General features: G+C 72.4%; 16 protein-coding genes. 10 read left to right on the top strand and 6 right to left on the bottom strand.

The window, feature by feature from the left end; all coding sequences use genetic code 11:
- Positions 1–11: 11 nt before the first annotated feature.
- Positions 12–1,205, bottom strand: coding sequence for a glycosyltransferase (locus tag ABZ738_RS11735; RefSeq protein WP_357212601.1), 1,194 nt, complete (start codon positions 1,203–1,205; stop codon positions 12–14).
- A gap of 329 nt (positions 1,206–1,534) precedes the next feature.
- Between ABZ738_RS11735 and ABZ738_RS11730 the strand changes: the two genes are divergently transcribed.
- Together ABZ738_RS11730 and ABZ738_RS11725 are read left to right on the top strand one after the other, a co-directional pair.
- The gene (locus tag ABZ738_RS11730) at positions 1,535–2,461 is read left to right on the top strand and encodes an NAD(+)/NADH kinase (protein WP_131054214.1); all 927 of its coding nucleotides are present in this window, start codon (positions 1,535–1,537) and stop codon (positions 2,459–2,461) included.
- 203 nt (positions 2,462–2,664) lie between these two features.
- Entirely contained in the window at positions 2,665–4,524 is a 1,860-nt protein-coding gene (locus ABZ738_RS11725; protein ID WP_131054213.1) for a polysaccharide biosynthesis protein, read from the top strand.
- Between the two features lie 61 nt (positions 4,525–4,585).
- Here ABZ738_RS11725 and pgm read toward each other — a convergent pair whose 3' ends face one another.
- The gene (pgm, locus tag ABZ738_RS11720) at positions 4,586–6,229 is read right to left on the bottom strand and encodes a phosphoglucomutase (alpha-D-glucose-1,6-bisphosphate-dependent) (protein ID WP_357212598.1); all 1,644 of its coding nucleotides are present in this window, start codon (positions 6,227–6,229) and stop codon (positions 4,586–4,588) included.
- Positions 6,230–6,281: 52 nt separating this feature from the next.
- Positions 6,282–7,514 (bottom strand): glucose-1-phosphate adenylyltransferase, encoded by a 1,233-nt coding sequence (gene glgC, locus ABZ738_RS11715; protein ID WP_131054211.1) that lies wholly within the window; start codon positions 7,512–7,514, stop codon positions 6,282–6,284.
- Positions 7,515–7,585: 71 nt separating this feature from the next.
- Here glgC and glgA point away from each other — a divergent pair, with 71 nt between their 5' ends.
- The 4 genes from glgA to ABZ738_RS11695 all read left to right on the top strand — a co-directional run bounded on the left by glgA (position 7,586) and on the right by ABZ738_RS11695 (position 14,400).
- Entirely contained in the window at positions 7,586–8,788 is a 1,203-nt protein-coding gene (gene glgA, locus ABZ738_RS11710) for a glycogen synthase (RefSeq protein WP_131054210.1), read from the top strand.
- 167 nt (positions 8,789–8,955) lie between these two features.
- Positions 8,956–11,082 carry an alpha-1,4-glucan--maltose-1-phosphate maltosyltransferase gene (locus ABZ738_RS11705; RefSeq protein ID WP_357212595.1) on the top strand — a complete coding sequence of 709 codons (2,127 nt, stop codon included), beginning with the start codon at positions 8,956–8,958 and terminating at the stop codon, positions 11,080–11,082.
- Positions 11,070–13,172: a 1,4-alpha-glucan branching protein GlgB gene (gene glgB / locus ABZ738_RS11700; RefSeq protein WP_131057532.1), complete on the top strand. Its 2,103-nt coding sequence runs from the start codon at positions 11,070–11,072 to the stop codon at positions 13,170–13,172. The genes ABZ738_RS11705 and glgB overlap by 13 nt, the downstream gene beginning before the upstream one ends.
- 691 nt (positions 13,173–13,863) lie before the next feature.
- Positions 13,864–14,400, top strand: coding sequence for a hypothetical protein (locus ABZ738_RS11695; protein WP_201272523.1), 537 nt, complete (start codon positions 13,864–13,866; stop codon positions 14,398–14,400).
- A 35-nt stretch (positions 14,401–14,435) separates the two neighbouring features.
- Here the strand turns inward: ABZ738_RS11695 and ABZ738_RS11690 are convergent, their stop codons facing one another.
- Complete coding sequence (locus ABZ738_RS11690) at positions 14,436–15,476, bottom strand: phosphatase domain-containing protein (RefSeq protein ID WP_131057444.1); 1,041 nt, start codon at positions 15,474–15,476, stop codon at positions 14,436–14,438.
- Between the two features lie 164 nt (positions 15,477–15,640).
- On the opposite strand from ABZ738_RS11690, the gene ABZ738_RS11685 reads away from it, so the two are divergent.
- The 4 genes from ABZ738_RS11685 to ABZ738_RS11670 all read left to right on the top strand — a co-directional run bounded on the left by ABZ738_RS11685 (position 15,641) and on the right by ABZ738_RS11670 (position 19,956).
- Complete coding sequence (locus tag ABZ738_RS11685) at positions 15,641–17,266, top strand: hypothetical protein (protein WP_357212592.1); 1,626 nt, start codon at positions 15,641–15,643, stop codon at positions 17,264–17,266.
- 8 nt (positions 17,267–17,274) lie between these two features.
- A complete protein-coding gene (gene yaaA / locus ABZ738_RS11680; protein ID WP_357212590.1) occupies positions 17,275–18,069 on the top strand; it encodes a peroxide stress protein YaaA in 795 nt (264 codons plus the stop codon).
- 99 nt (positions 18,070–18,168) lie between these two features.
- Complete coding sequence (locus ABZ738_RS11675) at positions 18,169–18,843, top strand: hypothetical protein (protein WP_131057706.1); 675 nt, start codon at positions 18,169–18,171, stop codon at positions 18,841–18,843.
- A 150-nt stretch (positions 18,844–18,993) separates the two neighbouring features.
- Positions 18,994–19,956 carry a TAXI family TRAP transporter solute-binding subunit gene (locus ABZ738_RS11670; RefSeq protein ID WP_254876767.1) on the top strand — a complete coding sequence of 321 codons (963 nt, stop codon included), beginning with the start codon at positions 18,994–18,996 and terminating at the stop codon, positions 19,954–19,956.
- On the opposite strand, the gene ABZ738_RS11665 is transcribed toward ABZ738_RS11670, so the two are convergent.
- On the bottom strand, positions 19,935–21,410 hold the full coding sequence (locus tag ABZ738_RS11665) for a HAMP domain-containing sensor histidine kinase (RefSeq protein WP_357212587.1): 1,476 nt from the start codon (positions 21,408–21,410) through the stop codon (positions 19,935–19,937). The genes ABZ738_RS11670 and ABZ738_RS11665 overlap by 22 nt on opposite strands.
- Positions 21,411–22,067 (bottom strand): response regulator transcription factor, encoded by a 657-nt coding sequence (locus ABZ738_RS11660; protein WP_131057594.1) that lies wholly within the window; start codon positions 22,065–22,067, stop codon positions 21,411–21,413. It lies immediately after the preceding gene.
- Positions 22,068–22,091: the final 24 nt, after the last annotated feature.

Genomic DNA, 22,091 nt, shown 5'->3' with positions numbered 1-22,091 from the left:
CGTCGAGCAGGTCACCGGTCAGCCGTCCGGTCGGCCAGCAGGCGATCGTAGGTGTCGGTGAACCGGCGCAGGGCGATCCGGCGGGAGAAGAGTCGCTCGCAGCGACGACGTGCGGCCTCCGCCATCGCCGGACCGGAGGTGTCCAGGATGTCCAGCAGCCGGGCCGCGACGGCGTCGCTCACCTCGTCAGCGGGTTCGAGGGGCACCAACCAGCCGGTCCGGCCGTCGGCGACGCACTCGCGCGCGCCGTGGGTGGCCGTGATCACCGTCGGCAGACCACACGCCATCGCCTCCACGGCGGAGAGGCCGAGGCCCTCCTCGTAGGAGGTCTGGAGGAAGACGGACGCGCCCTGGTACAACGCCACGAGTTCGTCGGCGGGGACGTCGGCCCGTACCTGGACCCGATCACCCAGTCCGGTCCCCGCGACGAGCGCCGCGACGCCCGGGGTGAGGCGCCCCCTGCCGGCGAGGACGAGCGGTGGCAGGTCCGGCCGACGTCGTAGGGCCTCGGCATAGGCCCGGACCATCCGGTCGAGCCCCTTGCGGGGATCGCCGAGCCGGCAGACCGAGAGCAGGTATCCGTCGGCACGCCAGCCGGACGGCGACGGGGTGAACCGGGCGGTGTCCACGCCGGGGGGCGCGAGCAGCACGTTCGGCAGTCCGAGCGACTCCACCCAGTCGAAGATCACCTGGTTCTCCACCAGGACCGCGTCCGCCGCGCCGAGCGCCGACCGCTCGATCCGGGAGGTGAGCCGGGTCATCGCCGCGCGCCAGAGGTCCGCCGGACGCCAGGGCCGCAGTGGACGGTGTGCCCGTTCCCACGCGACGAGCGTCGCCATCTGCACCACGACCGGCGGACCGGCGGCGAGCACCGGAGCAGCCCAGGCGGGCGTGCCGCAGACGACCTGGATGCAGTCGTATCTGGACAACGCGGCGGTCAGCTCCGACCGGGGCCGGTACCGCATGGCCTCCACCTCGACCGCGTTGGCACCCCAGTACCGCTCGTGCGGCACCGTGTCGCATCGACGCAGCAGGCTGGCGCGCCGCCAGGACCGGGGTGCCAGCAACCGCCGGCTGGCGGTGTCCCGGACGGACGTCGCCAGGTCGTGCACGTCCACGGTGTACCGGCCGGAGGCGGTCAACCCCTCGTACAGCCAGTCGACCACCGAGCCCACCCCGCCGTTGCGGTGCAGTCCGTGCGTCACCAGGGCGACCCGTCGGCGCGGCGGCACGACGGGACGGCGTCCGTTCGCACCATGACCCGCCGGTTGCCGACCGGGCGGTGGAAACGTCGCCTCTCGAACGCGAACCTGGCCCGGCTCACCACTCATACGTCGGCCTCCGCGATATTCGTTCGGGGTCGAGACGGAATAGCCAAAATAGCATCGTGGTCGACGAATGCCAGACAAGCGACACCGCGAGGCGAATTCGCGAATAGTCGTCACATCGCGCTCGGCAGAACTCGACATACGCAATTGACGGACGTGGGCCGGTAGGCCCGGTGCGGTCGACCGGACTGTGGTGAGCTGAGCACATGGACGGAATCCGGCTCGGGCTGGTGCTCCATCCCACCCGGGACACCTCGCCCGTGGTGGACACCATCGCGGCCTGGGCCGTCCGGCACGACGCCACCCTGGCCGTACGCGTCGAGGACCGGCACCGGGTCCCCGACTCGGTCCAGGCGATGCCGGCGGCGGACCTCGTCGCCCGCTCCGACGTGCTGATCAGCATCGGCGGGGACGGCACCATGCTGGGCGCGCTCCGGATGGCCGTGAACGACCCCAAGCCGGTGCTCGGCGTGCACCTGGGCAAGGTCGGGTTCCTGGTCGAGGTGGAGCCGCCGGAGGTGCCGGCGGCACTGGACCGGCTGCTGACCCGGGACTACACCGTGGCGGGGCACAGTTGCCTGGCCTGCGACGTGTGCGGCGACGACGTGGTCGCGTTCAACGACATCGCGCTGATCCGCGCGCCCGGCCAGGGTTTCGTCACCGCCACCCTGGCCGTCGACGGGCGCCGCTACGGCTACTACCGCTGCGACGCGGTGGTGGTCAGCACGCCGGCCGGGTCGACGGCCTACAGCTATGCGGCGGGCGGGCCGTTGATCTCCCCGGCCACCCGGGCGGTGGTGGTGACCCCGAGCGCGCCGATGTCCGGCATCTCCCGTGCCGTGGTGCTCTCCCCCGACGAGAACGTGCGGCTGGAGCTGCGGCCCGGCTCCGGGCCGGTGGCGGTGGAGGTCGACGGGCTGCTGATCCGCGAGAGGTCGACCTCCGGCGCGGTCGACATCCGCTACCGGCACGACGCGGGCCTGGTGGTACGCCTCGACCCCGGTCGCTTCCAGGAGCGCAGCCAGCTCAAGCTGAGCCTGCTGGACCTGCCGCTGCTGCCCGAGCAACTGCGGGAGCTACTCCCCGAGGAACTGCGTCACCGCCTCGACCGCCGGCTACCACCTCCGGAGTGAATTCGACGCCTCCGCATCAGGAGAATGTTTCCCGTTTCCCCGCACGCGACAATTTTTCGCGCTTCCGGAAATGAACGACCGGACAGATAAACGTGAAACAGGGAATCGCACGACCTTAATTCGACTAAGCAGTTAGGGGACGTACGTGGCCCCTGACCTGATGTGGGTCTCCACCGGCCACGGACAGGACAGGGGAGATCGTCATGCCACCCGAGATAACGCCGACGCCCCAGGACCGGACCAGAGTGAACCGACGCCGTACCGCCGTCTTCCTCGCCGCCGACGCCCTCGCCTGGGTCGGCGGCTTCACGGTGGCCGGCTGGGCCCGGTACGGACAGGTACTCACCGCCGACCATGCCGCCGACGTGATGCTGCTCGGTGCCGCCACCGCCGTGCTGCACGTCGGCATCAGCGCGCTACGGCGGATCTACTCCGGCCGGCAGCCGCTGGGCACCATCGAGGAGGTCCGCGGGCTCGCCGGCACGACCGCCACCACGTCGGCAGTGGTACTGCTCGCCCTGCTCGCCGTCGGCGACCGCCCGATTCCGGCCAGCATCCCGGTTGTCGGCGGCGCGCTGGCACTGCTGTTCATGCTCTGCTCCCGCCTGCTGCACCGGCATCGCCGGGACCGGGCGATGCGACCGGACGCCCGCTCGGCCACGCCGGTGCTCCTCTTCGGTCTCGGCGAGGCCGGTCAGGGGCTGGTCCGGGCCATGCTCGGCGACCCGAAGGGACGCTACCTGCCGGTCGGCGCGTTGGACGACGACCCGGAGCGGCGTGACCTGCGCATCGCCGGTGTCCCGGTGCTGGGCGGCCGGCAGCATCTCGCCGACGCGGTCCGCCGCACCGGCGCGACCACGCTGATCTTCTCGGTGGCGAACGCCGACGCCACGCTGATCCGGGAGATCCGGGAGATCACCCTCCGGACCGGCGCCGCTTTCAAGATCATTCCGCCGGTCCGGGAACTGGTGGACCACCGGATCAGGGTCAGCGACGTCCGCGACGTGCAGATCAGTGACCTGCTCGGCCGCCGCCAGGTGGTCGGCGACCTGACGCTCGACGACAACGGCCTGGCCGGCAGGCGGGTACTGGTCACCGGCGCCGGGGGCTCGATCGGCGCGGAACTCTGCCGACAGATCATGCGTGCCAACCCGGGCGAGCTGATGATGCTCGACCGGGACGAGTCCGCGCTGCACAGCCTCCAGATGTCCCTCACCGGACGGGCGTTGCTCGACGGCCCCGAACTCATCCTCGCCGACCTCCGCGACGACGAGGGGATCCGGCGGATCATGCGGGACCGCCGCCCCGAGATCGTCTTCCACGCCGCCGCGCTGAAGCACCTGACCCTGCTGGAACGGCACCCCGGCGAGGCGATCAAGACCAACGTCTGGGGCACGCTCACCGTCCTGGACGCCTGCCGGGACGTCGCCCGCTTCGTCAACATCTCCACCGACAAGGCCGCCAACCCGATCAGCGTGCTCGGCTACTCCAAGCGCCTCACCGAGATGCTCACCGCCCACGCGGCGGCGACCCACCCGGGCACCTTCCTCAGCGTCCGGTTCGGCAACGTGCTCAGCAGCCGAGGCTCCGTGGTGACCGCCTTCCAGCGGCAGATCGAGGCGGGACAGCCGTTGACCGTCACGCACCCCGACGTGACGCGGTACCTGATGACCGTGCAGGAGGCGGTGCACCTGGTCCTCCAGGCGGCCAGCATCGGACGCGACGGAGAGGCGCTGGTGCTCGACATGGGCGAGCCGGTCCGCATCGACGACCTGGCACGCCGCATGGTCGCCCAGGCGGCCAGCCCGGTGCAGGTCGTCTACACCGGACTGCGCCCCGGCGAGAAGCTGCACGAGGACCTGCTGGGCCACGGCGAGACCGACCACCGGCCGCTGCACCCGCTGATCTCGCACGTGACGGTGCCGGCCCTCGACCCACTTGAGGTCAGTGCCCTCGACCCGTTCGGCGACCCGGGCCTGATCGTCGACCAACTCGCCGCGCTCTGCGGCGTCCTGCCGGGTACGGCCCGCGAACGCCAGCCGGGCATCCCGCTGGCCCGCTGACGCGCCACCACCGTGCCGTCACCCACACCGGGTGACGGCACGCGGCGCACCCGCGGGGCCCTCAGGCGCCGGACAGCACCTCGGTGACCAGTTCCTGCGCCTCCTGCTGGACGCGGGCCAGGTGCTCGGGCCCCTGGAACGACTCGGCGTAGATCTTGTAGACGTCCTCGGTGCCCGACGGGCGGGCGGCGAACCAACCCGAGGCGGTCGTCACCTTGAGCCCGCCGATCGGCGCACCGTTGCCGGGTGCCGAGGTGAGCGTGGCGGTGATCGGCTCACCGGCCAGCTCGGTGGCGCGTACCTGCTCCGGGGAGAGCTTGCCGAGCACGGCTTTCTGCTCCCGGGTGGCCGGCGCGTCGATCCGGGCGTACGCGGGCGCACCGAACCGGTCGGCCAACTCGGCCCAGTGCTCGCTGGGCGTCCGGCCGGTGGTCGCGATGATCTCGGCGGCGAGCAGGCAGAGCAGGAGGCCGTCCTTGTCGGTGGTCCACGTACCGCCGTCGCGACGCAGGAACGAGGCGCCCGCGCTCTCCTCGCCACCGAAGCCCACCACGCCGTCGAGCAGCCCGGGCACGAACCACTTGAAGCCGACCGGCACCTCCAGCAGTGGACGCCCGAGGTCGGCGGCGACCCGGTCGATCATCGAGGAGGAGACCAGCGTCTTGCCGACGGCGGCGTCCGGACCCCACTGCTCCCGGGTACGGAACAGGTGGGCGATCGCCACCGCCAGGTAGTGGTTCGGGTTCATCAGTCCGGCGTCCGGCGTGACGATGCCGTGCCGGTCGGCGTCCGCGTCGTTGCCGGTGGCCACCTGGTAGTCGGCGCGCATCGCGATCAGCGAGGCCATCGCGTTCGGCGACGAGCAGTCCATCCGGATCTTGCCGTCGCCGTCCAGCGTCATGAACCGCCACGTCGGGTCCACGGTCGGGTTGACCACGGTCAACTCCAACCGGTGCCGCTGGGCGATCTCGCCCCAGTAGTCGACACTCGCCCCGCCGAGCGGGTCGGCACCGATCCGCACCCCGGCGTCGCGGATCGCGTCCAGGTCGATCACCGCCGGCAGGTCGTCCACGTACGCGCCGAGGAAGTCGTACGTGCCGGTGGTGTCGACGGCGCGGGCCCGCGCGTACGGGATGCGCCGCACCTCCTTGAGCCCGGCGGCGAGGATCGCGTTCGCGCGGTCCTGGATCCACCGGGTGACGTCGGAGTCCGCCGGACCGCCGTGGGTCGGGTTGTACTTGAACCCGCCGTCGTCCGGCGGATTGTGCGACGGGGTGATCACGATGCCGTCGGCGAGCCCGCTGGTGCGACCCCGGTTGTGGGTCAGGATGGCGTGCGAGACCGCCGGGGTCGGGGTGTAGCCGTCCCGGCTGTCCAGCAGCACGGTGACCTCGTTGGCGGCGAGCACCTCCAGGGCGTCCACGGTCGCCGGGGTGGAGAGCGCGTGGGTGTCCCGGCCCAGGAACAGCGGCCCGTCGACGCCCTGCTCCCGCCGGTAGTCACAGAGCGCCTGGGTGACCGCCAGGATGTGGTCGGAGTTGAACGCGTTGCGCAGGCTCGACCCACGGTGCCCCGAGGTGCCGAAGGAGACCTGCTGCGCCGGGTCGGCCGGGTCGGGATGCTCGGCGTAGTAGGCCGTCACCAACCGCGGTACGTCGACCAGGTCGGCGGGCTGGGCCGGCTGACCGGCGCGCGGGTGACTCACGGTGCCTGCCTTTCGTTCGCGACTGCGGGGCTCGCAAGCTCACTCCTCGCGCTCACGGCTCCACCTTCTGTCCTTTGCCGATGACCACGATCCCGTTGTCCGAGACGGTGTACCGCTGCCGGTCCCGTTCCAGGTCCACGCCGATCTCCGCACCCTCGGGCACGTAGACGTTCTTGTCGAGGATGGCCCGGCGCACCACCGCGTGCCGGCCGACCTCGACGCCCTCCATCAGCACCGCGCCGTCCACGTGTGCCCAGGAGTGCACCTTGACCTTCGGCGCGACGATGGAGTTCTCCACCAGCGAGCCGGAGATCACCGCGCCGGGCGACACCATCGAGGCGACCGCGCGACCGACCCGCTCACCCCACTGGTGCACGAACTTGGCCGGCGGGTACGGCGGCTGGTCGGTGTAGATCGGCCAGTCGAAGTTGTAGAGGTTGAACACCGGGTGGACGTTGATCAGGTCCATGTGGGCGTCGTAGAAGGAGTCGAGCGTCCCTACGTCGCGCCAGTAGCCCCGGTCCCGGTCGGTGCTGCCCGGCACCTCGTTGTCGCGGAAGTCGTAGACGTTTGCCTCGCCGCGCTCCACCAGCATCGGGATGATGCTGCCGCCCATGTCGTGCTTGCTGGTCTTGTCCTCGGCGTCGCGCTCCACCGCCTCGATCAGCGTGCGGGTGGTGAAGACGTAGTTGCCCATCGAGGCGTAGATCTCGTCGGGGGCGTCCGGCAGCCCGATCGCGTCGGTGGGCTTCTCCCGGAACGCCCGGATCCGCCGACCGTCCTCGCCGACCTCGATGACGCCGAACTGGTCGGCGGTGTGCAGCGGCTGCCGGATGCCGGCCACCGTCACCCCGGCACCGGAGGCGATGTGGTCCTCCACCATCTGCCGGGGGTCCATCCGGTAGATGTGGTCGGCACCGAAGACGATCACGTAGTCGGGCTGCTCGTCGTAAATCAGGTTGAAGCTCTGATAGATCGCGTCGGCGGAACCGGCGAACCACCAGGGGCCCCGACGCTGCTGCGCGGGCACCGGCGTCACGTAGTTGCCGAGCAGCGTCGACATCCGCCAGGTCTTGGTGATGTGCCGGTCGAGGGAATGGGACTTGTACTGGGTCAGCACGACGATCTTCAGATAGCCGGCGTTGGCCAGGTTGGAGAGGACGAAGTCGACCATGCGGTACATCCCGCCGAACGGGACGGCCGGCTTGGCCCGGTCCGTGGTCAGCGGCATCAGGCGCTTGCCCTCTCCGCCGGCCAGGACGATCGCGAGCACCTTGGCAGCCATGACCAGACGCTATCCATCCCCGTGCCGCTTCACCACTCGTACGGGCACACTTCTGCACTAGGGTGCCGGGCATGACCGACTCCGCCCACCTTCGCGTCGACCTGCTCACCCGCGAGTACCCGCCCGAGGTGTACGGCGGCGCCGGGGTCCACGTCGAGTACCTGGCCCGGGAACTGCGCCGGATCGCCGAGGTCCGGGTGCACTGCTTCGGCGCGCCGCGCACCGAGCCGGGAGTCCGGGCGTACGCGGACCCGCCGGCCCTGGCCGGGACGAACGCCGCGCTGCGGACCATGGGCGTGGACCTGGAGATGGCCGCCGGGTGTGCCGGCGCGGACGTGGTGCACAGCCACACCTGGTACGCCAACCTGGCCGGACACACCGCGAAGCTGTTGTACGGGGTGCCGCACGTGGTGACCGCGCACAGCCTGGAGCCGCTGCGACCGTGGAAGGCCGACCAGCTCGGCGGCGGCTACGCGCTCTCCTCCTGGTGCGAGCGCACCGCCTACGAGGCGGCCGACGCGGTCGTGGCGGTCAGCGCCGGCATGCGCCGGGACGTGCTGGCCGCGTACCCGTCGGTGGACCCGGACCGGGTCAAGGTGATCTACAACGGCATCGACACCGCGCAGTACGCCCCCGACCCCGGCACCGACGTGCTGGCGCGACTCGGCATCGACCCCGCGCTGCCCAGCGTGGTCTACGTCGGGCGGATCACCCACCAGAAGGGCCTGCCGCACCTGCTGCGCGCCGCCCGCGAACTGCCGCCGGAGACGCAGCTCGTGCTGCTGGCCGGCGCGCCGGACACGCCGGAGATCGCCGCCGAGGTGGAGGGCCTGGTCGCCGAGCTGCGGTCCGGCCGCTCCGGGGTGGTCTGGGTGGCCGAGATGCTGCCCAAGTCCGAGGTGATCCAGGTGCTCACCCACGCCACCATCTTCGTCTGCCCGTCCGTGTACGAGCCGATGGGCATCGTCAACCTGGAGGCGATGGCCTGCGAGACCGCCGTCGTCGCCACCGCCACCGGCGGCATCCCCGAGGTGGTCGCCGACGGCGAGACCGGCCTGCTGGTCCCGATCGAGCAGGCCACCGACGGATCGGGCCGCCCGCTGGACCCGGCCCGCTTCGAGGCCGACCTTGCGGACCGGCTGAACACCTTGCTCGCCGCCCCGGAGCAGGCCGCCGCACTCGGGCGGGCCGGCCGACGGCGCGCGGTGGAGCACTTCTCGTGGGACGCGATCGCCCGCCAGACGCTGGACCTGTACAGCTCGCTGTCGGTGTAAGGAAGGGCACCCTATTAACGCCTCGTGCATAGCAGGGGTCCCCTGCTAACACAGCTCACCCCGCATCCGCCGCCCCACCCGTGCACGGCAGGGTGGCGGCGGGGCAAGTGGGGCACGGTACGGCGGTCGAACGAGCGCGAGCCGATCTCGCACAGTAGGTTGAGGCGGTGAGCGGACGGTTCCCGATCGAAGACGTCTCCCCCGTCGTCTCCTGCGGTCGCTACCCGGCCCGAGCGGTCGTCGGCGAGGTGGTGCCGGTGTCGGCAGTCGCCTACCGCGAGGGGCACGACGCACTCGGCTGCAACGTGGTCTGGCTGGGCCCGGACGGGCTGGCGCGACCGTTCACCCGGATGAGACCGGGTGAGCCGGGCCGGGACCGGTGGCACGCCACGATCGTCCCGGACGCCGTCGGCGAGTGGATGTTCACCGTCGAGGCGTTCAGCGACCCGTACCTGACCTGGCACAACGCGGTGACCAAGAAGATCGCCGCGGGCCAGGGGCCGACCGAGCTGGCAAACGACCTGGCCGAGGGCGTACGCGTACTGCGGGCCGCCGCCGACCTGGTCCCGGCCGCCGAGCGGGCGGGCCTGGACGAGGCGGTCCGCGCGCTGCGCGACACCGCGCTGCCGCTGCCGCAGCGGGTGGCTCCGGCGCTGGCGCTGGCCGACCTGCTCTGGGCGCACCCGGTCCGCGAGCTGGTCACCACCGGCGAGGAGTACCGCATCTGGGTGGACCGTGAGCGGGCCCTCTTCTCCGCCTGGTACGAATTCTTCCCCCGCTCCGAGGGCGCGATCCCGGCCACCGTCGACGCGCCGGCCCGCTCCGGCACCTTCGCCACCGCCACGCAGCGGCTGCCGGGGGTCGCCGCGATGGGCTTCGACGTGCTCTATCTGCCGCCGATCCACCCGATCGGCCGGGTCAACCGCAAGGGCCCCAACAACACGCTGGTCGCCGGGCCGGACGACGTGGGTTCGCCGTGGGCCATCGGCGCCGCCGAGGGCGGGCACGACACCATCCACCCCGATCTGGGTACGCCGGAGGACTTCCGGGCCTTCGTCGTCGCCGCCGCCGAACACGGCCTGGAGGTGGCGATGGACCTGGCGTTGCAGTGCGCCCCCGACCACCCCTGGGTCAGCGAGCACCCGGAGTGGTTCACCACCCGCGCCGACGGCAGCATCGCGTACGCGGAGAACCCGCCGAAGAAGTACCAGGACATCTATCCGGTGAACTTCGACAACGACCCGGAGGGCATCCGCGCCGAGGTGCTGCGGGTGGTGCTGCACTGGGTCGGCGAGGGCGTGAAGATCTTCCGGGTGGACAACCCGCACACCAAGCCGGTCGACTTCTGGCACTGGCTGATCGGCGAGGTCAAGCAGGTCGACCCGGACGTGCTGTTCCTCGCCGAGGCGTTCACCCGACCGGCGATGATGCACGGGCTGGCGAAGGTCGGCTTCACCCAGTCGTACACGTACTTCACCTGGCGGACCTCGGCGGCGCAGATGCGCGAGTACTGCGAGGAACTGGTGGCGGCGGCCGACTACATGCGGCCGAACTTCTGGCCGAACACGCCGGACATCCTGCACGCCTCGTTGCAGCACGGCGGACCGCCGATGTTCAAGATCCGGGCGGTGCTGGCCGCGCTGCTCTCCCCCTCCTGGGGCATGTACGCCGGGTTCGAGCTCTTCGAGCACGTCGCGCGCCCCGGCGCGGAGGAGTACATCGACAACGAGAAGTACGAGCTGCGCCCCCGCGACTGGGCCGGCGCGCTCGCGCAGGGGCGGTCGCTGGCACCGTTCATCGCCACCCTGAACCAGGTCCGCCGGGAGAACCCGGCCCTGCACCGGCTGCGGAACCTGGTCTTCCACGACATCGACAACCCGGCGCTGCTCTGCTGGTCCAAGCACGACCCGACGACCGGCAACACGGTGCTGATGGTCTGCTCGTTCGACTCGCACACCGTGCAGTGGGGCAACACCACGCTGGACATGCCCGCGTTGGGCCTGGACTGGCACGACCGGTTCACCGTGTACGACGCGCTGACCGGCGCCACCTACGACTGGGGACAACGCAACGCGGTCCGCCTCGACCCGTACCTGCAACCCGCGCACGTGCTGGTGCTGCGCCGCCCCGACGCCACCGCACCCGACACGGCCGGCACCGCCACGGCCGCGCCCGGCGCCCCCGGCACTGCCACGGCCGCCGCTCCGATCGCCACCACCGTCCCCACCACTGCCGCCCGTCCCCGCAGCGGCACCGACTCCGCCACGAAGGACGACGCCCGATGGACCAGCTGATCTCCGGGGAGACCCACGACCCGCACGCCGTGCTCGGGGCCCACCCGGCGAACGGGCGCACGGTGGTCCGCACGATGCGTCGGGGCGCGGCCGATCCGTGTCTGCTGGTCGGGGAACGGCGGTACCCGATGACCCGGGTACACGACGTCGGCGTCTTCGAGGCGACCGTCCCCGGCGAGGTCCTCGACTACCGCATCGAGGTGGACGGGCAGCCGCACGACGACCCGTACCGCCACCCGCCGACCCTGGGCGAACTGGACCTGCACCTGATCGGCGAGGGCCGACACGAGCGGCTCTGGGAGGCGCTCGGCGCCCGGGTACGCGACGACGGCGTGGCGTTCGCGGTGTGGGCGCCGAACGCCCGGGGTGTCCGGGTGGTCGGCGACTTCACCGGCTGGGCACCGGACGACGGCTGGCCGATGCGGTCGCTGGGCTCCACCGGCGTGTGGGAGATCTTCGTGCCCGGGGTGTCGACCGGCGCCCGGTACAAGTACCGCGTCCTCGGCGCGGACGGGTACTGGCGGGACAAGGCCGACCCGCTCGCCGCGTACGCGGAGGTGCCGCCAGCCACCGCGTCGGTGGTGCACCGCTCGACGTACGAGTGGACGGATGCGGACTGGCTGGCCCGGCGGGCGAGGCAGCAGCCGCACCAGGAGCCGATGAGCGTGTACGAGGTGCACCTCGGCTCGTGGCGGCCGGGCCTCGGTTATCGGGAGTTGGCCGAGCAGTTGACCGCGTACGTGGTGGAGCTGGGCTTCACCCACGTGGAGTTCCTGCCGGTGATGGAGCACCCGTTCGGCGGTTCCTGGGGCTACCAGGTGACCGGCTACTTCGCGCCGACGTCGCGGTTCGGCGACCCGGACGACTTCCGCTACCTGGTGGACCGGCTGCACGCCGCCGGCATCGGGGTGATCCTGGACTGGGTGCCGGCGCACTTCCCCAAGGACGAGTGGGCGCTGGCCCGCTTCGACGGCACCCCGCTCTACGAGCACCCCGACCCGCGTCGCGGCGAGCACCCCGACTGGGGCACGTACGTCTTCGACTTCGGCCGCCGCGAGGTGCGCAACTTCCTGGTCGCCAACGCGCACTACTGGCTGGCGGAGTTCCACGTCGACGGGCTGCGGGTGGACGCGGTCGCCTCGATGCTCTACCTCGACTACTCCCGCGCCGACGGGCAGTGGGTGCCCAACCAGTACGGCGGCCGGGAGAACCTGGAGGCCATCGCGTTCATGCAGGAGACCAACGCGACGGTCTACAAGCACCACCCCGGCGTGGTGATGATCGCCGAGGAGTCCACCGCATGGCCGGGGGTGACCCGCCCGACCAGCGACGGCGGGCTGGGCTTCGGCTTCAAGTGGAACATGGGCTGGATGCACGACACCCTGCTCTACACCTCGAAGGACCCGATCTACCGGCAGCACCACCACCATCAGCTCACCTTCTCCCTGGCGTACGCCTGGAGCGAGAACTACGTGCTGCCGATCAGCCACGACGAGGTGGTGCACGGCAAGGGCTCGCTGCTCGCCAAGATGCCCGGCGACCAGTGGCAGCGCCTGGCCAACGTGCGCGCACTGCTGGCGTACATGTGGGCGCACCCCGGCAAGCAGCTCCTCTTCATGGGCTGCGAGTTGGCCGACGAGCGGGAGTGGAGCGAGGAGCGCGGCCTCGACTGGTACCTCCTGCACGACCCGGCCCGGGCCGGCGTGCAACGCCTCGTCGGCGACCTCAACCGGGTCTACCGGGACACCCCTGCCCTGTGGACGCAGGACACCTCGCCCGCCGGCTTCCGCTGGCTCGCCGGTGACGACGTCGCCAACAACACCGTCTCGTTCGTCCGGATCGCTCCCGACGGCGCGACCCTGGTCTGCGTCGCCAACTTCTCCGCCCGGCCCGTGGACGACTACCGGGTCGGTCTGCCTGCGGCGGGCGCCTGGGCCGAGGTGCTCAACACCGACGCCCACCACTACGGCGGCTCCGGCGTCGGCAACTTCGGCACCGTGTACGCCCAGGACATTCCCTGGCACGGGCTGCCCGCCTCGGTGTCACTACGCGTCCCCCCTCTCGGCGCCCTCTGGCTCCGCCCGGCCTGACCCTGCTCGGGCCGCCGTGACGGTCGCGGCCGTGGCCGTCACGGCCGTGGCCGTTGCGGGGCATGGCCGTTGCGGGGCATGGCCGTCGTGCGGCATGGCCGTCGTGCGGCATGGCCGTCGTGCGGCATGGCCGTCGTGCGGCATGGCCGCGGTGCGGCATGGCCGCCGTCACGGCGTGGCCGTCGTGACACGTGGCCGTCGTCGAGGGCGTGGCCATCACGGCCTGCGGGCCTCGGCCCTGGATACCTCCTCGGCTCCTGTCGAGCTGAACCGTTCGCGCTATCGCGTCGCCAGGCACGACATGCCGCAGCCTGGTGGCCACCTTCCGCGATCCGTTCCTGCTCTCAGCTCGAAAGGGCCCAGACCTTATACAGGACCGGCCCGGACCCTGCTACACACAGTCAGACCCGACCCTGCTGCACACAGCCGGGCCCCGACCTTGCCACGCGCAGCCATGCCACGCGCGGGGGCAGGCCGTCGGGCGGGCGGCGGGCGGACGGTGGGCGGCGGGCGGGCGGCGGGCGGGCGGCGCAGGCGGCGCGGGACCCGCACCGCCTCATGTCTGCGTGACAGCTCGCTCACCAGGTCGGTAACAATCCGCCGGGCTCGCACGTAGATCACCGAGCGGTGAACCGTCGGCGCCCGCGCGCCCGTACCTCCGAGGTAGCTGACGACGAGGGGAAGAGAATCGATGGCGAGCAGCAGACGTACCACCCGGAACAGTCGGCGCGGGACCTCACCGCGACAGCGCAAGATCGCGGGGGTCGTGGCGATCGGGGTGACCCTCGGCGTGGCCTTCGCGACGGCGACCGGGACCAGTTCGGCGAGCGAGAACTGCGAGGGTCTCGACACGGCGGTGGGCAGCAACCTCGCCTTCATCGCCGACCAGTTGGTCTTCCCCGACCCGCTGTCGGAGGCCCGGATCGCCAACCGTCAGGCCGTCCTCGACCAGCTCGAACAGCGGCGCGCGGCGGCCGGCTGCACCGGCGAGGTCGAGGTGCCGGACGCGGACCCGAACGCGGCGCTCAACGGCGGCGCGGCGGAGAACTGCGACGGCCTGGACACCGCCGTCCGTAACAACCTGACCTTCATCGCCGGTCAGCGGCAGAACCCGGATGCGCTGTCGGAGGCCCGGATCGCCAACCGGGAGGCCGTCATCGACCTGCTCGAAGACCGCCGACACCTGGCCGGCTGCACGGGCGAGGTGACGCTCACGCCCGGCGGCTGACGCCCGGCAGGCTCGGGAGAAGCAGCGCGGCCGCCTCAGACGAGGCCGGCGCCGCGCAGCAGGGTCCAGAGGCCCGCGCCGTCGGGGGCGGAGAGCCACTTCTGCCCGATCGGCCCCTCGGTGGGGCTGTCGTGCGGGACGGGGAGGCTACCGGCCAGCACCGCCTGGGTGGGTGAGAGCCGCCGGATCGCCACGCCCGCCACGTTGTCCGGGTGGGCGGCGGCGAACTCGCGGTAGATCTCCGGGTCGTGCTGGCCGTCGTCGCCGACGAGCAGCCAGCGTACGTCGGGGAACTCCTTGGCCAGCCGGGCCAGGGTGGCGCGTTTGTGCTCCCGGCCGCTGCGGAACCAGCGGTCGTGGGTGGGTCCCCAGTCGGTCAGCAGCAGCGGCCCGGCCGGATAGAGGTGCCGGGAGAGGAAGCGGGTGAGCGTCGGGGCGACGTTCCACGCGCCGGTGGAGAGGTAGAAGACCGGTCCGCCGGGGTGCGCGGTGACCAGGCGCTCGTAGAGCACGGCCATGCCGGGTACCGCCATCCGGGCGTGCTCGTCGAGCACGAAGGTGTTCCAGGCGGCGAGCAGCGGACGGGGCAGTGCGGTGACCATGACCGTGTCGTCGATGTCGGAGAGGACGCCGAAGCGGACCTCGGGGTCGAGGATGCGGACCGGGGCCTCGACCGGCTCGGCGTCCGGGACGCTGAGGCGTACCGTTCCCCAGCCGGGTGGCAGGTTCGTCTCGACGACGGTGTCGACGAAGCCGCTGCGGTCGGCCCGCACCTCGTGGGTCACCCCACCGGTCTCGATCGTCACGGTGACGTGCTTGGCGGGCAGCGTGGTGAAGCTGCGCCAGCCCCGGACCTTCTCCAACCGGCCCCGCTGGCGGGTGTCCGGTCGCCCGAGCAGCACCCGGCACATCACCCGCGCCCAGCCGGGTGCGCCGTACCCGGTGTACGCGATGATGTTGATCCGCCAGCCCGTCCGACGGAGCCGACGCTCGACGACGGCGTGCACCGCGTCCTCGATCCGTGCGGCCCGGTGCAGGTTCGGAATGGCCAACTGGCCGGCGGGAGTGGGTGGCACGGGTGCAACCCTGCCACACGTCGGCGACCACGGCCACGCGAGAGCCGCCCCGGCACCCCGTCGGTCACCCCGGACGCCCCACCCCGCCGGGCTGCGGCGAACCGGCCCGTAGCAGCGTCCGACCGTGCGAAACTCCGGTCGGGACGACGACGGGGGCGATGGTCGTGCCACGTGCAGGGTCGCAATCAGGGCGACAGCGCGGACGGGGATGGTTCCGGCTCGACCGGCCGGCCTTCGTCGCGCTGCTCCTCGGGCTGGCCGGGGTCGGCTACCGCCTGTACCTCGTGCTGCACACCGTGCCGGTGTCCAACAGCGACGAGGCGACGTTCGGCCTGGCCGCGCTGCACATCGCCGAGGGTCGGGAGCACCCGGTCTTCCTGTACGGCCAGCGGTACATGGGCATGTTGCAGTCGTACCTGGCCGCTCCCCTGCTCGCCGTCGGCGGACCGAGCTGGCCGTTGCTGCGACTGCCGGTGCTCGCGCTCTATGCGGTGTTCCTCTGGCTGATTCACCGGCTGACCCGGCGGATCGGGTCGCCCTGGTTCGCCACCCTGGTCGTCGGTCTGCTGGCGCTCGGCTCCGAACGGGTGATCCGGGACCAGGTGACGACCGTCGGCGGCCGTCCGGAGGTCAAGGTCGCGGTGTTGGCGATGCTGCTGCTGGTCGCCGGGCTGGCCCAGGGCACGGTCCGCCACCGTCGGCTGGCCGTCGGCGCCTTCGGGCTGCTCGCCGGGGTGGCCGTCTGGTCGGACTGGCTGATCGTGCCGTACCTGGCGGTGGCCGGGCTGGCGCTGGTGTGGGCGGTGCGTCGGGAGTTGCTCGGTGGGGCCGGGCTGCTGCTGCTCGTCGGCTTCACCGTCGGGATCGCCCCGATGATCCGCGACAACCTGGTCGCGCCGCCGGGACAGGACTCCCTCTCGGTGCTGCGCACCATCAGCGGTGCCACCGGAGCGCCGCCGCCGTGGCCGCAGCGGCTGGACGGCGGACTGCTGGAGGGGGTGTCGCTGGCGGGCGGACTCTGCCCGCTCGCCGGTTGCGCCCGCTGGCAGGAGTGGTTCGCGCTGCTCTATCCGGTGCTGCTGGTCGTCGGGGCGGTGCTCGCCGGGCTCGCGTACCGCCGGGCCGCCGGGCGGGCCGACCGGGTCGGGCCGGTGCTGCACCTCGCGCTGCTCGGTGGTGCGGCGTTGACGTTGCTGGCGTACGTGCGCAGTTCGCTCGCGGCGACCGACCCGCTGGGCAACGCGCGCTACCTGTCGGTGCTGCAACTGTCGTTGCCGGCGGTGCTCTGGCCGCTCTGGTCGACGGCGGTGGCCGCCTGGCGGGGCACCGTCAGCGCGCGGGGACGGCTGGCCGGTGCGTTCGCCACCGCCGTCCTGGCCGCCCTGGCGGCGGCGTCGCTGGTGGTTACGGTCCTGTTCGCCACCGCCGGTGCGGACCCCGGCCGGCGGGAGGAACGGTACGCGCGACAACTCGCCGCCACGGTCCAGGCGGCCGGTCTGCACGAGGTGTACGGCGAGTACTGGACCTGCAACCGGCTGGTCTTCAACACCGCCGAGCAGGTGGTCTGCGGGGTGCTCGACGGCGACCTGCACCCGGGCCAGAACCGCTATCCGGCGTACTGGTGGCGGCTGGCCCGCGCCACCCGGCCGGGGTACGTGCTGGCGACCGACGCGCCGGCGGACCGGCGGCTGCGGGAACTGCTCGGCGACCGCGCGGACGGCAGCCTGCTCGCCGAGATCGGTGGCTTCCGCGTCTACCACCCGCCGGAGCCGCTGCGCCCCTGGCGTTAAAGTCACCCATGCTCATCCTGCTGCCGCCCTCCGAGGGCAAGGCCGACGCCGGCACCGGCCGCAAGCTGGACCTGGACCGGCTCTCGCTGCCGGCGATCACCCCCGCCCGCCGGGAGGTGCTGGACGCTCTGGTGGCACTCTCCGCCGGTCCACCGGAGGCGGCACTGGACGCGCTCGGGCTCAGCGCCGGCCAGCACGGCGAGCTGCGGCGCAACACCCGGCTGACGGTGGCGGCCACCGCCCCCGCCGGGAGGATCTACACCGGCGTGCTCTACGAGGCCCTCGACCTGGCCACGCTCCCGCCCACCGCCCGACGGGCGGCCGACCGGCAGGTGCTGGTCAGTTCCGGCCTGTGGGGGGCGGTCCGGCTCACCGACCGGATCCCGCCGTACCGCTGCGCCATCGGGGCCCGCCTGCCCGGCCCGGGTGCGCTGTCGGCGTACTGGCGGCGGGTGCTGGGGCCGGTGTTGACCGAGGCGGCCGGCACCGCTCCGGTGCTCGACCTGAGGTCCGGCGCGTACGCCGCCACCTGGGCGCCGCGCGGTGCGTCGGCGGAGCGCGTCGTGACGGTGCGGGTGCTGCACGAACGTGAGGTGGACGGGCAGCCAGTGCGGTCGGTGGTCAGTCATTTCAACAAGGCCACCAAGGGCCGTTTGGTGCGGGACCTGCTCCTCGCCGGTGCCCGGCCCCGCAGCACGGACGCGCTGGTCGCAGCGGTACGGGACCTCAAGTACACGGTGTGCGAGCAGCCCGGCGCACCGGGCCGTCCACGTCAGATCGACGTTGTGGTTTCCGAACTGTAACCAGGCGCAAGATTTCCTCAAGGCTGAGCCGGATCGGTACCACCCACGGGTGTCACAGGTCACCGTAAGGAGGACCCGACACCACAAGGAGGCACTCCGGTGGTTGCCGCACCCATTCTGCTCGACCGGCATCGCCAGGCGACGACGCTCCCGCCGTTGGACTGGACCACGCTGGCCGACGCGTTCGAGACAGCCTGCCTGCTGCGCTGTATGCCGCCTCCGGCGGCTCCCGGTCACCGGTACGTGGGCCAGCAGCCCGCCATCCCGGCGACGATCGAGTTCAACCGGGAGGAGGCGGCGCGGCGTACCCGACAACTCCTCGACCGCCTGCACATCCCGGTCCGGCACGAGACGGCGGTGGGCGGGCTGCGCCGCCGCTACGAACTGCACCAGATCCACATCGCCCGCGAGCACCGTGCGGCGTACGCGGCGATGGTGGAGAACGGCTGGCGGCGCGGCCGCCGGGAGCTGCTCGGGGGCCCGGTGCCCGGTGCCTCGACGGCCCGGCGGTTGTGGCGTACCCGGTTGGCCGCCGCCGCCTGGCGGTCCGCGCTGCTGGCCGGTGGCCGGCACGTCCGCCGACACATCCTCGGCGTCCGGATCACCGACCGGGAGTTGGCCGCCGTGCTGGTGCGCGGCGCCGCACTGCTGGACGTGCCGGCGCTGCTGCGTCCGGGCACCGGCTGCTTCCTGGTCAGTGTCGCGCACGGCCGGGACCGGGAGCAGATCCTGCGCCACGCCGGAGAGGAGGCGGCGCACCGCCCCGTGGCCTGATCCGTGGCCGACCGGACGGCTGGAACGGCTCGCCGGCCACCGGTCGGACCCACCCGGACGGCCCCGGCAGACCTGCCGGGGCCGTCCGGAGAGCGCTTCCGCCGCCTCTGGGCTTGCGTGACAGGGGTCCGGCGGCGCACAGTGCTGCCCGTGAGCCGTACCCGGTACACCGCCCGAGCCCGGCGACGCGGCGCCCGCGCGACGCTGGCGCTGACCGTGCTGCTGGCCCTGCCCGGCCTCAGCGCCTGCCGGGAATCTCCAGATAAGACAGTTCATATCAGGATCGCCACCGGCAGCCCGACCGCCGTGTACCACGCCTTCGGCGAGTCCCTGGCCGCCATCCTCAACCGGGAGCTACCCGACGTCCGGGCCGAGGTGATGGTCACCGCCGCCTCGGCGGAGAACGTCCGGCTCCTCGGTGCCGGCGAGGCCGAACTCGGTTTCACCCAGGCCGACGTGCTGCCCGCCGATCCCGGCCCGCACCCGCAGGTGGTGGCCGTCGCCCGGGTCTACGACGATCTGCTGCACCTGGTCACCACCGCGAACAGCCCGGTGCAGACCCTCACCGACCTGCGGGGGCGGCGGGTGTCGGTGGGCGCGCCCGGTTCCGGCACCGAGATCACCGTGCAGCGGCTGCTCACCGCCGCCGAACTCGACGGCGATCAGGTACGCCAGGAACGGCTCGGCCTCGACGACTCGGTGGCCGCGCTGCGGGAGGGGCGGATCGACGCGTTCTTCTTCTCCGGCGGGTTGCCGGTGCGGGCCGTGGCCCAGTTCGCCCAGGACACCCCGACCCGCATCGTCGATCTCGGCGAGTGGACCGCTCCGCTGCGGGTGGGCAACCCGGAGGTGTACGTGCCCCGGGACATCCCCCGCTCGGTGTACGGCATCGACGCGGTCACCACCGTGGCCAACCCCAACTATCTGCTGGTCCGCGCCGACCTGCCGGAACCGCTGGTCCGCGAGGTGACCCGGTTGCTGATGGAACGGCGCTCCGAGCTGGCCAGCGCCCACCCGGCGGCCGGACGGATGAGCCCCCGCTCGGCGATCGCCACCTCACCCCTGCCGCTGCACCCCGGCGCCGCCGACTACTACCGCGCCAGCAAGCCCTGACCCTCGCCGGCCACCGAGGCGGGCGGCACCGGCTCGGTGGGCGTCGGGCCGGGCGGCGCGTCCGGTGCGGCGAGGTCGGCCGGCTCGGTGGCCGCCGGGAACCACAGCGCGGCCACCAGGCCCCGTGGCGAGTTCGGGTGCATGGTCAACCGGCCGTCGGAGGCGTCGACGAGCACGGCGGCGATGGTCAGCCCCAGCCCGGCGCCGTCGACGTTCTGCACCTCCGGTGCCCGCCAGAACCGTTCGGTCGCCTGGCCGAGCTGGTCGGAGGTCATACCCGGGCCGGTGTCGCGTACCTCCAGGGCGATCCCGCCCTCCCGGGTCGCGACGGAGACCGTCACCTCGCCGCCCACGCCACTGAACTTCACCGCGTTGTCGATCAGCGCGTCCAGCGCCTGGTCGATGGCGGTCGGCACGGTCCGGGCGTACGCCGGCGTCGGGTCTGCCGCCAGGCGCAGGGCCACCTTGCGGTGTCGGGCCAACGGCTCCCACGCGGCGACCCGGGACGCGGCCGTCGCCACCGCGTCGACGGTCACCCGCTGGTTCTCCCGCCGCTCGGCCCGAGCCAGGGTGAGCAGCGCGTCGAGCAGCAGCGCCAGCCGGTCGGTCTCCTCCAGGGCCAACCGGTGCTCGGCGCGGCCGTCCTCGTCGGTCAGGCTCGGGCCCAACTCCTCGACCCGCAGCCGCAGCGCGGTCAACGGGTTACGGAGTTGGTGACTGGCGTGCGCGACGAACGCGCGCTGACGGTCCATCACGTCGGAGACGGCGTCGGCCATGTGGTTGAAGCTCGCCGCCAGGCGCCGCAGCTCCGGCGGGCCCACCTGGTGCTGCACCCGGGCACCCCGGTCCCCCTCGGCGATCTCGTGGGTGACCGCGTCCAGCTCGGTGACCGGGCGCAGCACCCAACCGGCCAGCCCGAACGCGGTGAGCACGCAGGCCAGCACCGCGAGCGTGCCCAGCGCGGCGAGCAGCAGCCACCAGGTGACCACGGTACGGCGCACCCCGTCGGACGGGGTCGCGGTCACCACCGCGCCGAGCACCTCGCCACCGTCGTTGATCGGGACCGCCACCACGATCGGCCCGCGCACCCAGGGCCAGACCGACTCCGGTCCGCTGGTCTGCTGGCCGGAGAGGGCGACGTCCAACGCCTCGCGGGTGCCCGTACCCGGACGGAAGCCGCCCGACGCGACCACCACCCGCCGGTCCCGGTCGACCACCGCCGCGCCGATGCCGAAGAGTTCGTCGTAGCTGCTCAACTCGGCGTCCAGGGGGCCGGAGACACCGCTGCGCAACGCCGGACCGGCCAGCGAGGCGAACCGGGTGGCGTCGGCGATCCGGTCCGCCCGGACCCGTTCGGTCTCCCGCGTGGTCAGCGTCATGCCCAGCGGCAGGCCCAACGCGGCCAGCACCAACACCATCAGCAGGAGGTAGCTGATCACCAGCCGGCGGCGCACTCACTCGCTCCGCAGTCGGTAGCCGACGCCGCGCACGGTCTCCACCAGCCGCGCGTCGCCGAGCTTGCTCCGCAACGACCCGACGTGCACCTCGACCGTGTGCCGGTCGGCGAAGGTGGTCCCCCAGGCGTCGAGCAGGATCCGGTCGCGGGGCACCGCGACACCGGGCTGCCGGGCCAGTGAGACCAGCACGTCGAACTCCTTGCGGGTCAACGCGACCGGGCGTTCGGCCACGGTGACCGTACGGGCCGCCACGTCGATGCGCAGCCGCCCGGCCTCGATCAGGTTGCGCTCCGGTGCCGCGTGCGAGGCGCGCCGCAGCACCGCCTCGATGCGGGCCTGCAACTCCACCATCGAGAAGGGCTTGACCACGTAGTCGTCGGCACCGAGACGCAGACCGAGCACCCGGTCCCGCTCCTCGCCCCGGGCGGTCACCGCGATGATGCCGAGCTGGTTGCTGCGGCGACGCAGTTCACGGCAGAGGTCGGTGCCGTCGCCGTCGGGCAGGGTCAGGTCGAGCAGCACCAGGTCGCACGGCGCGGCGGACAGGGCGGCGGTGACGGTCGCCGCGTGCTCCACCTCGTAGCCGCGACGCGTCAGCGCGGACGACAACGCGGCGGCCACCCGACGGTCGTCCTCGACCAGCAGGATGCGCACCCGGCCTCCCCGTTCGGTCTGCCC

The sequence above is a fragment of the Micromonospora sp. NPDC047793 genome, from assembly GCF_040642635.1.
GTDB lineage: Bacteria > Actinomycetota > Actinomycetes > Mycobacteriales > Micromonosporaceae > Micromonospora.
This window is presented reverse-complemented; position numbering and strand designations above follow the sequence as displayed.